The organism is Azospirillum sp. A1-3 (assembly GCF_023806445.1).
Taxonomy (GTDB): domain Bacteria; phylum Pseudomonadota; class Alphaproteobacteria; order Azospirillales; family Azospirillaceae; genus Azospirillum.
Genome location: NZ_JAMSLU010000001.1, coordinates 1,563,512 through 1,576,347, shown reverse-complemented (window position 1 = coordinate 1,576,347; position 12,836 = coordinate 1,563,512). Strand labels below are relative to the sequence as shown.

Genomic DNA, 12,836 nt, shown 5'->3' with positions numbered 1-12,836 from the left:
CGACAGGCCGATGGGGATTTCAACAGAGAATTTTGTCTGAACTGCTTTAATGTCTTTTGTTTTAGTAGGAAAACCGCCTGCGAAAATCCCTCTCCCGGGGTGGGAGAGGGAACTTCGGTTACGATGCCTTGGCGGTCTTCTTCTTCGGCACGGCGGCTTCCGCCGGAGCGTCCTTGGCGGCCTTGGCCTTGGTCGTCTTCTTGGCGGCGGGCTTCTTCGCCGCGGCTTTCGCCTTGGCGGGCTTCTCAGCCTCCGCGCCCTCGGCCTTGGCCGGTTCGGCCTCCTTCGGGGCCTTGCCCTTCTTGGCGGCGTCCTTGGCGACCTTGGCGTCGATCAGCTCCAGCGCCTGTTCCAGCGTGACGCTGTCCGGCTCGGTTCCCTTGGGGATCGAGGCATAGACGCTGGCGTGCTTCACATAGGGACCGAAGCGGCCGGAGCCCATGGTGATCGGCTTGCCGGTCTTCGGGTGGTCGCCCAGCGTCTTGGCCGGGGCCGACGCCTTCTTGGCGGCGCCGGCCAGCAGGTCGACGGCGCGGTTGATGCCGATGGTCAGTACGTCGTCATCGGGCGTCAGCGACTTGTAGACGCTGCCATGCTTCAGATAGGGGCCGAAGCGGCCGATGCCGGCGCTGATCTCCTCGCCGGTTTCTGGGTGATTGCCGATGACGCGGGGCAGTGCCAGTAGCTTCAACGCGGTGTCGAGATCGACGTCCGCCGCGGCCATGCCCTTGGGTAGCGACACCCGCTTGGGCTTGGGCGCGTCGTCCTTCTTCTTTTTCTTCGCCTTCGGCTTCTTGCCGTCGGCGGCAGACTCTTCCGCCGCAGGCTCCTCCGGCGGAGCGACCGCTGCGGTGGGCGCCGGGCCCAACTGGATATAGGCGCCGTACGGGCCACGGCGCACCGTCACCGGCAGGCCGGTCTCCGGATCGTTGCCCAGCTCGCGCGGACCTTCCTGCGCCTCGCCGTTCTCGTCGTTGGCGACGGCCAGCGGCCGGGTGTAGCGGCACTCCGGATACCGCGAGCAGCCGATGAAGGCGCCCATCTTGCCGAGCTTCAGCCCCAGCCGGCCCTCGCGGCAGACCGGGCAGACACGCGGGTCGTGGCCGTCCTCGGTGGCGGCGGGGAAGAAATGGGCGCCGAGTTCGTTGTCGAGCGTGGTCAGCACCTGGGTGATCGTCAGATCCTTGGTGCCGTTCACCGCCACGTCGAAGGCGGTCCAGAAGTCGCGCAGGACGGTCTTCCAATCGATCTTGCCGTCGGAGATCTCGTCCAGCTGGTTCTCAAGCTCCGCCGTGAAGTTGTACTCCACATAGCGGTGGAAGAAGTTCTCCAAGAAGGCGGTCACCAGCCGGCCGCGGTCCTCCGGGATGAAGCGCCGCTTATCTAGCCGCACATAGTTGCGGTCCTGCAGCACCTGCAGGATCGAGGCATAGGTGGACGGCCGGCCGATGCCCAGCTCTTCCAGCTTCTTGACGAGGCTGGCTTCGGAATAGCGCGGCGGCGGCTGGGTGAAATGCTGGTCCGGGACGATGTCGCCGCGGTCCAGAGCGTCGCCCTGGTCCATGGCCGGCAGGCGGCGTTCCTGCTGGTCGTCTTCGGCCGCGTCGTCGCGGTCCTCCTGATAGACCTTCAGGAAGCCGTCGAACACGACGATGGAGCCGGTGGCGCGCAGGACCACGTCCTTCGACGGGCTGGCGATGTCCACCGCAACCTGATCCAGCACGGCGCTTTCCATCTGGCTGGCCAGCGTGCGCTTCCAGATCAGCTCGTACAGCCGCAGCTCGTCGCTTTCCAGATAGCCGGACACCGATTCGGGGCGGCGGTGCAAGTCGGTCGGGCGGATGGCCTCGTGGGCCTCCTGGGCGTTCTTGGCGGCGGTCTTGTAGACGCGCGGCTGGGCCGGGACGTAACGCTCGCCATAGTGCGAGCCGATCAGGCTACGGGCGCCGTCGATGGCCTCCTGCGACAGGCTGACGCCGTCGGTTCGCATATAGGTGATGAGGCCGACCGTCTCGCCGCCGATGTCGACGCCCTCATACAGCTTCTGCGCCGTGCGCATGGTGCGGGTGGCGCCGAAGCCGAGCTTGCGCGAGGCCTCCTGCTGCAGGGTCGAGGTGGTGAAGGGCGGCGACGGGTTGCGGCGGCTCTGCTTGCGCTCGACCTGCGACACGGCGAAGGTCTGCGGGCGGATTTTCGCCACCGCGGCCTCGGCCGTCTCGCGGTTGGGCAGGCCGAACTTGTCGAGCTTCTTGCCGTCCAACTGGGTCAGCGACGCGGTGAAGGAGGACCCGGCCGGCGTGGTGAAACCGACCGCGATCGACCAGTATTCCTGCGGCTTGAAGACCTCGATCTCCGACTCGCGCTCGCAGATCAGGCGCAGCGCCACCGACTGCACCCGGCCGGCCGACTTGGAGCCCGGCAGTTTGCGCCACAGCACCGGCGACAGGGTGAAGCCGACCAGATAGTCCAGCGCCCGGCGCGCCAGATAGGCGTCGACCAACTCCTGCGACACGGCGCGCGGGTTGGCCATCGCGGTCTGGACGGCGGACTTGGTGATTTCGTTGAAGGTGACGCGCTGGACGTCGCGATTGTCGGACAGATGCTTTTCGCGAAGGAGTTCGGACAGGTGCCAGGCGATGGCCTCTCCCTCGCGATCCGGGTCGGTTGCGAGATAGATGCGGTCAGCCGACTTCACCGCCTTCGCGATCTCGTCAATGTGGCGCTTGGAGCGGTCGCCAAGTTCCCATTCCATCGCGAAGTCTTCATCCGGGCGCACCGAACCGTCCCGCGCCGGAAGGTCGCGGACATGGCCGAAGCTGGCGATGACGGTATAGTCGTCGCCCAGATACTTGTTGATGGTCTTCGCCTTGGCCGGCGATTCGACGATGACGACGTTGCTGCCCGGCAAGAAACCAGCCCTTCGCGTATGCCCACCCAAACCACGGCGATGCCGATCAGGCGAGAGAGACCTGATGACCGGGAAGACGCTGGACTCGGCCGGCAAGCTCAAGTTCCAGAACCACGGTCAGCACCACCGGAGCGGACAATTGGCACCCGCGAACGAGTTCGTCAATGGTGACGGGCGAGTGGCCCAGGTTTTCCAGCACCAGGGCGCGCGCCTTGGCAAGGTCGGATTCGTCCGGTTCCGCCGCAGGGGCGGGGGTATGGATGGGGGCGCTGAACAGGTCGCGCTGCCGTTCCGCCAGCGTCGGCGGCCTCAGGTTCTCAATGGCGCGCAGCACGTCGTCGGCCCGTTCCACCAGCGTGGCGCCCTGGCGCAGCAGGTTGTTGGTGCCATGGCAGCGCGGATCGAGCGGGGAACCCGGCACCGCCATCACCTCGCGCCCCTGTTCCAGAGCCATCCGCGCGGTGATGAGGGTGCCGGAGCGCAACGCCGCCTCCACCACCAGCACACCCAGTGACAGGCCGGAGATCAGGCGGTTGCGGCGGGGAAAATGGCGGGCCTGCGGCTGGGTGCCGATGGGGCTTTCCGCCACCACCACACCCTGCGCCACGATGTCGCGGTACAGCCCGTCATTTTCCGGCGGATAGACGACGTCGATGCCGCCGGCCAGCACGGCGGCGGTGCCGCTGGCGATCGAACCGGCATGGGCGGCGGTGTCGATGCCGCGGGCAAGGCCGGAGACGACCAGCAGTCCGGCCGCTCCGAGTTCGCGCGCCAGCGATTCGGCGAACTTCTTGCCGTTCAGCGAGGCGTTGCGCGCGCCGACGATGGCGACCGCGCGCCGCCGCAGCAGATGGGCGTGTCCGGCGACGGAGATCACCGGCGGCGCATCATCCACCGCGGCCAGCGGCTCCGGATAATCAGGTTCGCAGGCGCAGAGCAGTTGAGCGCCGAAACGCCGGTTCGCCTGCATCTCCCGCTCCGCCTCGGCCTTGGAGGCGATGCGCAGCGGCTTCGCCCGCCCGCCGCGCCGCGCCAGATCCGGCAGGGCGTCCAGTGCCCTGGCGGCGCTGCCATACTGCTCAAGCAAGCGGTGAAAGGTGATCGGCCCCACATTCTCCGTGCGGATGAGGCGGATCCAGTCGAGCCGTTCGGCGTCGGTCAAGGGGCGGCGCGGTTGTGTCATGCGAATAGTTTCTACAACCGATACGCAGCTGGATTCAACATGCAATCGTGTGAAATTGGGATGACGATCGCTATGGCGAGAATTTGTCGCGCTGGGCAGCCTCAAGGCTGAAGACGCCTTGCCGAAATGCAACTTGTCCAATGTCCCCGTCGCGGGGCTACAGGTCGCTTGCCGCCTTGAACTCTTCGGCGGCGATGGTACCCTCAGCGGTCAGGAGGTGACGCGAGTTCTCGTCCTGAAGGCGGAGCCGGTTTCCCGACCCCGCCCCTTGGCTCTTACCTGTCCTGATCCTTGTTGAAGCCGGCTTGGAACTCGATCTTCAACTTGAACCAGAAGCGGTTGAGCCACCTCAGGAACTTCTTCACTCGCGTCACTTCCTTTCGGACGCCGTTCGGCAGCATGCCGCACGGCCCGCAAAGAGCAGCCGGAACATACCCATGTGTCAATTGCGGCGGGGTGACGCGCGTTCGGGCGCCGCGATCCGCGACGCCCGGCCCTTCGCATCCCTCAGCGTTTGTGGAAAACCGGCCGGCGTTTCTCGAAGAAGGCGGTGATGCCCTCCTTCGCCTCGCCATGGTGCAAGGCCTCGACGAACAGGTCGCTTTCGCGAGCGAGCTGGGTGGCGAAGCTGCCATAAGCCAGCTCCATCAACTTCTTCGCCCGGCCCATGGCGCCGGCCGGCCCCTCGGCGATGGTCTGCGCCCAGGCGGTCGCCTCGTCCAGTGCCCGGCCCGGCGCGGTGACGCGGTTGACGACGCCGGCGGCATGCAGGCGCGCCGAATCGACTGGGCCGCCAGTCAGCATCAGTTCGGCATAAAGCTGCGGCGGCAGCGCGCGGGCAAGCGAGGCAGAGGCACCGCCGTCGGCGGTCAGCCCGACCCTGACATAGGCGGTCAGGAACTGCGCATCCTCCGCCGCGACGATCAGGTCGCAGGCCAGCGCCAGCGAGAAGCCGGCGCCGGCGGCCGGCCCCTCCACCGCGGCGATGATCGGCTTGGGGCATTCGCGCATCGCCCGGACCCAGCCGTGGAAACGTTCGATCCCGTCACGATTCTCCGACCGTGAGCGGCTGCCGTGGTGATAGAGGTTGTTCAGGTGCCCGCCGCTGCTGAAGGCGCCGTCTGCGCCGGTCAGCACGATGGCGCCGATGCCGGGATCGTGCGTCGCCTCGTCCAGCGCGTCGCGGCCGGCAGCCATCATCTTCAAGCCCAGCGCGTTGCGGGTGCCGGTATCGCTCATGGTCAGCACCATGACGCGCCCCTGGCGGTCCACCGTCATGCTGCCGGTATCCTGACGTTCGTTCATGGTCGTTTCTTCCCCGTTTGTCATTGCCCGGCGAAGGGACTCTCACCGGGTGGTAGAGCCACTGTGCCAGCCGGTGCCCGGCGCTCCAATCCGTCCGACCGGTATAGGAGGACCCTGAGCAGCGGAGAAAACCGCTGTTTTTCGCCAATACCCATTCTTACATTGGGGTGAGACTTATCGCCGCGCGAAGCGGCGGCACCGAACAGCGGGGGCAGGGGATGGCGCTGGCGCTGGACCGGCGTGGCCGGAGCGGAGGAACTGGACCGGTCGCTGTCGTGCCCCTACCGCCCTATGCCAACCGCACCGTCATCCTTGTCTGCGTGCTGGCCTTCGTCCTGCGGTTGCCGCCGGAATCCTTCGCCTTCGTCCCCGCCTATTTCTTTGGAACGGTCGAACTGGCCGGGCCGCTGCCCACCGGTGCGCTGTGGCGCGGGCTGTTCGGGCATGTGCTGATCCATGGCGACCTGACGCATCTGGTCTCCAACATGGCCGTGCTGTGGCTGTTGGGCGACGTGGTGGAGCGGGAGGCCGGGCATCTCCGCTATCTGTCGCTGTTCTTCACTGGAATGGTGGCAGCGGCGCTGATGGAGGGGCTGCTCGCCGTCGACCGGATGGCGCCGTTGATCGGAGCGAGTGGGGCGATCTGCGCGCTGATGGGCGCCTTCCTGTGGATGCGGCCGCGCTTCGGGCTGTTGTCGCGACGCTTGCCCCGGCGGTTGGTCCAGGGGGCGATCCTGGTTTTCGCGCTGTTGAACGCGGCAATGACGCTGGTGCCGCTGAAAGCCGACTCGCCGCTTGCCGAGGTCGGCTGGGCGGCGCATGCGGGCGGGCTGGCGGCCGGACTGCTGTTGGGCGGCGTGTTGCTGTGCCTGCATCCCAAGCACGGCCGGCCGGTTGGCGTTCCTTGAGCGATCGCGATTCTCCCCCGTCGCCGATCGTGAAGCGCATGCTGGGGTGAGGCGTTGCCGTCGGCGTGAAAAAGCACTATTTTCGGGGAAGGCGCGCCGAGGTCGTGACCCCCGGCGCGCCGACCCGATCAGCGGTTCAGGTACTCAAGCACCAGCTTGACCACCTGCAACAGCAGGATCAGGAGAGTGAGGATTTTGTCCATCCTCTTGCCCTCCGTTGGTGCGGCGCGGGCGGTGGCCGTTCCACCGCCCCGACCGCGCGGCAAACATGCCAAGCATCCCATCCCGTTGGAAGCTGCAAGTTGCATGCGATCGCGTGCGCTCGCCTTTATGTGCGTACGAAGCGATTGCAGGCGGCGCGGCCGATGGCGTGTCTCGGACTTGGTGTGGATGAACGAAAGTAGGGGTGGGTGCTATTCCGCGCGTCGCATATATCATCGGTACACGTAACCATTCAGATGACGGCAAGACGGTTCCGCGGTTGATCGATGCGGCTGATGGATGCTCTCAGGAGCGGACGCCAGTCTTCGTTTCTTCCGGCGATGCATTGCTTTGAAAATCCCGCAGAGGTCGACGGACTTCTGTCGCTGTTTCAGTCGCGCCTGCGCACTGTATTTTCCATGCGATGGAATAGGGTGGGAATGGAAGCCATGCGTTTTGACGAATTGTCCTACAGCCATCGCGATTTTTAGAATTGTTCAGGCACCATAGTGCCTTTTGTTCGGCAAATGGCGTCATCGTTCAACCGACGCCATGGCCATAACGATGAGGAAACGTTCATGAAGCGTCGTTCCTTCCTGACCTCCGCCGGTGTCGGCGTCGCCGCCAGCACCCTCGCGGCCCCCGCCATCGCGCAGACCCAGCCGGAGATCCATTGGCGTCTGGCGTCCAGCTTCCCCAAGAGCCTGGACACCATTTACGGCGCCGCCGACACCATCGCCGCCCGCGTCGCTGCGGCCACCGACGGCAAGTTCCAGATCCGTCCCTTCGCCGCCGGTGAACTCGTCCCCGGTCTGCAGGTTCTGGACGCGGTGCAGAACGGCACGGTCGAATGCGGCCACACCGCCAGCTATTACTATGTCGGCAAGGATCCGACCTTCACCTTCGACGCGACGGTGCCCTTCGGCCTGAACGCCCGCCAGCAGAACGCCTGGATCTACAATGGCGGCGGCATGGCGCTGCTGCGCGAGTTCTTCGATGGCTACGGCGTCGTGAATTTCCCGGCCGGCAACACCGGCGTGCAGATGGGCGGCTGGTTCCGCAAGGAGATCAAGACCGTCGAGGACCTGAAGGGCCTGAAGTTCCGCATCGGCGGCTTCGCCGGCCAGGTTCTGGCCAAGCTGGGCACCGTGCCGCAGCAGATCGCCGGCGGCGACATCTATCCGTCGCTGGAAAAGGGCACCATCGACGCCGCCGAGTGGATCGGCCCCTATGACGACGAGAAGCTCGGCTTCAACAAGGTCGCCAAGTACTACTACTATCCGGGCTGGTGGGAAGGTGGTCTGACCGTCTCGCTGCTGGTCAACAAGCAGCAGTGGGAACAGCTGCCCAAGCAGTACAAGGCCGTCCTGGAGGCCGCCTGCTTCGAAGCCAACGTGACCATGGCCGCCAAGTACGACGCCGAAAATCCGGCGGCGCTGAAGCGTCTGGTCGGCGGCGGCGCCCAGCTGCGTCCCTTCCCACGCGACGTGATGGAAGCCTGCTACAAGGCCGCCACCGAGCTGTATGAGGAAACGGCGAAGACCAACCCGAAGTTCGCCAAGATCTACGAGCCGTGGAAGAAGTTCCGCGACGACGAGTATCTGTGGTTCCGGGTGGCCGAGAACTCCTTCGACAACTTCGCCTTCACCGCCGGCCTGAAGCGCTGACGGCAGAAACCCGCGACTGAGAGAGCAAAAACTGCCGCCCCCGCATCCACTCCCGGATGCGGGGGCTTTCTTTTTCAGGTGTTTGCTATTTCAGGTGGGGCGGCCGGGTGCCAGCAGGTTGGCGATCATGGTCTGCACCACCTCGTCATTCTGGTTGAAGGTGGTGGTCTTCACCCGCAGCACGCCCTGGTCGGGACGTTTGGCGGAGCGGCGGGCCTCCATCACCTCCATCTCGATGCGCAGCACGTCGCCGGGCCGGGTCGGGCGGGGCCAGCCGATGGAATCGACACCCATGCCGATATAGCCGCCCGCCAGTTCGGCATCGCTGCCGACGATCATCCGCATGGTCATCCCGGCGGTATGCCAGCCACTGGCCGCCAGCCCGCGGAACAGCGTGTCCTTCGCCGCATCGGGATCCAGGTGGAAGGGCTGCGGGTCGAACTTCTCGGCATAGGCGACGATCTCCGCCGCCTCGACCGTCAGCGGCCCGCCGGTGAAGCGGTCGCCCACCGTGACATCCTCGAAATAGCGCATCCCCCGGAACTCCGTTCATTGTGGTGGTCAGGTCCGGATCGCCCGGCGATGATACAGACCTGTCTCTTCGTTGCGATGGTAGAGACAGGTCTGTATCATTGTCAACGGCGGGCTTGAACCCGGCCGTTCGGAACGGATGGGGTGGGAATGTCAGAGGCGACGAGCGCAAGGAAGCCGGCGCGGGAGCGGATTCTCGATACGGCGGCGGAACTGTTCTATCGCGAGGGCATCCGCGCTGTCGGCATCGACACGATCATCGCCAAATCCGGCGTCGCGAAGATGAGCCTGTACCGGAACTTCGCGTCCAAGGACGATCTGGTCTGCGCCTATCTGGAACGCAGCATCGCCCAGCATGGCGCGTGGTGGGACCGAGTGGTGGCCCGCCATCCCGGCGATCCGCGCGCCCAGATGAAGGCGCTTTTCGTGGCGCTGGCCCACTGGATCGATCATCCGAAATTCCAGGGCTGCCCCTTCACCAGCGCCGCCGCCGAACTGCGCGACCCCGCCAACCCCGCCCGTGCGCTGGCTTTGGCCCACAAGCGGATGGTCCGCGACCGCCTGCACAGGTTGGCGGTGGCGGCCGGAGCCGACGATCCGGACCGGCTGTGCGCCCAATTGCAGTTGCTGATGGAAGGCGCCTATGCAGCCGGGCGGGTGCTGGACTTGGGACCGGCCAATGACGCGGTGGCAAGCGCGGCTGCGATGCTGATCGACGCGGCGTGTGCGCAGGCGCGGCCATAGGCGACGGATGCCCCCGGCCTCAATCGCCCCAAACGCAACGAAGCGCCGCAGGTCAGCCCTGCGGCGCTTCGTCGACTCTGTATGCGCTGCCTCAGTCCGCGCCGATGCGGTCGCGGACGGGCTGGCCGGGGCGGTAATCCTGCAGGCGGGTGGCGCGCAGGCCGCGCATGCCGTGGCTGTCGATCAGCCGCTGCCAGGACAGGAATTCCTCCACCGACAAGGTATAGCGGCGGCAGGCCTCTTCCAGGCTGATCAGGCCCGAACGGACGCCGGCGACCACTTCCGCCTTGCGGCGCATCACCCAACGCTTGGTGTCGGGCGGGGGAAGGTCGTTTTCGGTCATGGGACGCCCCTCAGGACCAATGACCGATGCACCGGCTGCAGAGTCGTCGCCGGTGTCGAGTTCGATGAGTGCCATGCGCGGACGCTCCAACCCAAACTGTGGATTCCACGATTTCGGGGTACTGTAGGCGCCGGCACTTAACAAATGCCTAAACGAAAGGGTTAACTTTTTATCGGGTGGTAGTTGCCTGTCCGAACGGATGGGGGCGGTGGCGACGCCCCGTCCGGCAAGCGGACCGACAATCCGGATGTGCAACGAGTCCCGATCAATAGACGGTGGTCAGCTTCGACAGCGGGACTTCGCTGGTGCCGATGTTCAGCACGGTTTCGCCGTCCTTGCTGCTGCCGATACCGGCGACGGTGCCGAAGGTGTAGGTGGTGGTCTTGATGGTGTCGTTCTTGTTCTCCGCCACCGGCGCCACGTTCATGCGATAGGTGCCGGGCTGCACCGCACGGCCGTTGTTGTCCTTGAAGTCCCAGCTGACCGCATGCTTGGTGCCGGCGGTGGTCTCGCCCGGCATCGAGCGGATGATGTTGCCGTTGGCATCCAGGATGTCGACGCGCACCGACTTGGCCGAGGTTTCCAACTCGTAGCCCAGCGGCGCCTGGGCCATGCCCTGGCTGTACTGGAAGCTGTCGCCCTCGAAGGCGACGGTGCGACCAAGATAGGCGAGGTTGGTCGACGCGGTGCCGGCCGATTGCAGCTGAACCAGCTTGTCCAGCCGGCTGTTGGTGCCGATGTTCTGCTCGACGTTGGCGAAATCGACCAGCTGCTTGGTCATGTCGTTGGTGTCGAGCGGTTTCAGCGGGTCCTGGTTCTTCATCTGCGTGGTCAGCATGGTGAGGAACGTCTGGAAATTGTCACCGAGGCCCTTGGTCGCCGACGCGGTCTTGTCGGCATCGGTCTGCGGGGTCTTGGCGGTTTCGGACGCCGTCTTCGACCCGGTGGACAGGCCACCCGAATAGGTGCCGTACTGGTTCAGGGTCGGGCTGGTGGTGTTGGTCGTCGTGGTCATGGCGGTCGTCCTTCATTGGCCTTGCGGCCGATATCTCTCATGTGACGGTGGGCTGAGGCGGGATGGCCGCCGGCGTCGCCGTCAGGCGCGGATGTCGACGCGCCCGTTGCCGAGCGTTGCCGTGTAGACGGCGCTGTCGGTCACGTCATCGTCGCCACCCCCGCCGAAGCCGCGGCCGCGCCGACCCGATCCACCGTTCTTGCCGTCGCCCCGGCCGTCGCCGGCGAAGGGGTTGCCTTCGCCGCGCAGGCTGAAGTTCAGGCTGTTCGAGTCCGTCTGCAGTCCGGCGTCTTGCAAGGCGCGTTCCAGGCTGCGGCTGTCACGCTGCAGAAGTTCGAGGGTCTGCGCCTTTTCCACCGCGACCATCGCGTTGACCCGGCCATCGGCACCGATGTCCAGCTTGATGTCGATCCGGCCCAACTCGGCCGGATGCAGGTTGATGGTGAACTGGTCGACCTCGTCGCCGACATTCTTCTTGATGTGGACGGCGATCTGGTCGTGCACGCCCATCGGCATGCCGGCGCCGCGCGACGGGCGGAGCGTCGCGGTCGCCTGCGGCTGGTCGAGGCCGGGAATGCCGCCGTGGACGCCTTCCATCGCGGCCAGGGCCGGGTGGGTGTGCGGGCTGGCGGTGGACGTGCCGGATGCCCCGCCGGCCGAGCCGGCCGCATCGATGCCCTCCAGCGCCGCGGTGGCCGTACCCGTCGCAGCGGACGTCACGGCTTCCGCCACCGGGACGGCGGGCGGAGCCGGCGGAACCGGCTGCTGCGGCATCGCCTGAGTTTGGGGCTGGGCGTCGTTCCGGCCGCTGCCCTCGCTGCCGGCATGCTTGCCGTTCTGCTTGGCTTCACCCGTCTTGGCCTTGGCTGCGGCCAGCAGGTCGGCGAAGCGGTCGGGCAGGGCGACGTCCTCGTCGCTCGGCAGGGCTTCGGCGCGGGCGTCGGCCTGGGAGGCGTCCGTGGTCTTCGCGGCGTCGCCATCCACGGCACCACCCTTGCCGGCAGCCTTCGCGGCCACGTCGGCACCGGCGGCCTGTCCGCCCGCCGTCGCGCCGGCAGCGGCAGCGGCAGCGGCAGCCTGCGCCTGGGCAAGCTGGGCGGCGGGATCGAGGGCGCCGGCCGTGCCGGTCGCCGCGGCTCCGGCCTTGGCAGTGTCTTCTGCGCCGGCGCCCGCCTCGTCGGTGGGATCCTTCGCCGCGGCCTGTCCGGCCGGCATCAGTCCGGCGAGGATCAGATCGCTGGCTTGCGGCACCGGCAGCGGCGGCACCGGCTGAGCGGCCGGAGGCTGTTCTGTGGTGGACTGGTCGCCGGGCTGGGCCTGTTCGTCGGTTGTGGCGGTCGGGTCACCGTCGCCTGCGGCATCGGCCGACGCGGTTTCGCTCTGACCGGCATCCTCAGTTGAAGCGGTGGCATCCTCAGTCGCAGCGGCTTCGTCGGCCGCCACGGTCTTGGTGTCGTCCGTCTTCGCTGCGGAAGTCTTGGAGGGATCGGCCTTCGCCCCGTCTGCCTTCGGATCCTTCGCCGGCTTTTCGGCTTTGGCCGGCCGGCGGTCGTCCTGCCCGGCCTGAACCTTGCGGTCGTCGTCGGCCTTGGCGGTCTTCGGTTCCGGAGCGGGGGCCGTGTCGAGGGCATCGGTGGCCGGACGGGCGGCCTGGGCCGTGCGCTCGCGGGTCAGGTCCGGCTTCGGTTCGGCGCGCACCGGTTGCTTGCGCTGGGCCTCCGCCTTACGGGCGTCGCTGGCCTCCTTGACCGCGTCCTTTGCGGCGTCCTTGGCGGAATCGCGTGCCGCCGCATCGGCCTGCTCGCGCTTGCGCGCGGCGGCGTCGGTCAGCATGCGGTCCATCATCTTGGAAAACAGGTCGTTTTTTGCCCCCGTCCCCTGCGTCTGCTGGGACTGGCTGAGACCGTCGAACAAGGACGCGGCGATGTTGTTCGATTGGACTTCCATGGAACGGCCTCTCAGGGACGGCGGAACGCACCGACAGCGATGCGGAGAGACCAATGCAACAGGCGGGCCAGTTGGTACTCCGCG

Annotated in this window: 10 protein-coding genes; 3 read left to right on the top strand and 7 right to left on the bottom strand. The window is 66.6% G+C overall.

Annotation, left to right across the window (positions count from 1 at the left end; genetic code table 11):
- Positions 1-118: 118 nt before the first annotated feature.
- The 3 genes from topA to M5E06_RS07420 all read right to left on the bottom strand — a co-directional run bounded on the left by topA (position 119) and on the right by M5E06_RS07420 (position 5,396).
- Positions 119-2,908: a type I DNA topoisomerase gene (gene topA, locus M5E06_RS07430; protein ID WP_252137700.1), complete on the bottom strand. Its 2,790-nt coding sequence runs from the start codon at positions 2,906-2,908 to the stop codon at positions 119-121.
- Between the two features lie 46 nt (positions 2,909-2,954).
- On the bottom strand, positions 2,955-4,091 hold the full coding sequence (dprA, locus tag M5E06_RS07425; protein WP_252137699.1) for a DNA-processing protein DprA: 1,137 nt from the start codon (positions 4,089-4,091) through the stop codon (positions 2,955-2,957).
- A 507-nt stretch (positions 4,092-4,598) separates the two neighbouring features.
- A complete protein-coding gene (locus M5E06_RS07420) occupies positions 4,599-5,396 on the bottom strand; it encodes an oxepin-CoA hydrolase, alternative type (protein ID WP_252137698.1) in 798 nt (265 codons plus the stop codon).
- A gap of 275 nt (positions 5,397-5,671) precedes the next feature.
- Here M5E06_RS07420 and M5E06_RS07415 point away from each other — a divergent pair, with 275 nt between their 5' ends.
- The gene (locus M5E06_RS07415; RefSeq protein WP_252137697.1) at positions 5,672-6,304 is read left to right on the top strand and encodes a rhomboid family intramembrane serine protease; all 633 of its coding nucleotides are present in this window, start codon (positions 5,672-5,674) and stop codon (positions 6,302-6,304) included.
- A 779-nt stretch (positions 6,305-7,083) separates the two neighbouring features.
- The gene (locus M5E06_RS07410; protein WP_109149873.1) at positions 7,084-8,172 is read left to right on the top strand and encodes a TRAP transporter substrate-binding protein; all 1,089 of its coding nucleotides are present in this window, start codon (positions 7,084-7,086) and stop codon (positions 8,170-8,172) included.
- 90 nt (positions 8,173-8,262) lie between these two features.
- On the opposite strand, the gene M5E06_RS07405 is transcribed toward M5E06_RS07410, so the two are convergent.
- Entirely contained in the window at positions 8,263-8,706 is a 444-nt protein-coding gene (locus M5E06_RS07405; RefSeq protein ID WP_136704228.1) for a MaoC family dehydratase, read from the bottom strand.
- A 147-nt stretch (positions 8,707-8,853) separates the two neighbouring features.
- On the opposite strand from M5E06_RS07405, the gene M5E06_RS07400 reads away from it, so the two are divergent.
- Entirely contained in the window at positions 8,854-9,447 is a 594-nt protein-coding gene (locus tag M5E06_RS07400; protein WP_252137696.1) for a TetR/AcrR family transcriptional regulator, read from the top strand.
- Between the two features lie 91 nt (positions 9,448-9,538).
- On the opposite strand, the gene sciP is transcribed toward M5E06_RS07400, so the two are convergent.
- The 3 genes from sciP to M5E06_RS07385 all read right to left on the bottom strand — a co-directional run bounded on the left by sciP (position 9,539) and on the right by M5E06_RS07385 (position 12,752).
- The gene (sciP, locus tag M5E06_RS07395; RefSeq protein ID WP_109073795.1) at positions 9,539-9,865 is read right to left on the bottom strand and encodes a CtrA inhibitor SciP; all 327 of its coding nucleotides are present in this window, start codon (positions 9,863-9,865) and stop codon (positions 9,539-9,541) included.
- Positions 9,866-10,055: 190 nt separating this feature from the next.
- Positions 10,056-10,805, bottom strand: a complete 750-nt coding sequence (locus tag M5E06_RS07390) for a flagellar hook assembly protein FlgD (protein ID WP_252137695.1) — start codon at positions 10,803-10,805, stop codon at positions 10,056-10,058.
- 81 nt (positions 10,806-10,886) lie between these two features.
- Entirely contained in the window at positions 10,887-12,752 is a 1,866-nt protein-coding gene (locus M5E06_RS07385) for a flagellar hook-length control protein FliK (RefSeq protein WP_252137694.1), read from the bottom strand.
- Positions 12,753-12,836: the final 84 nt, after the last annotated feature.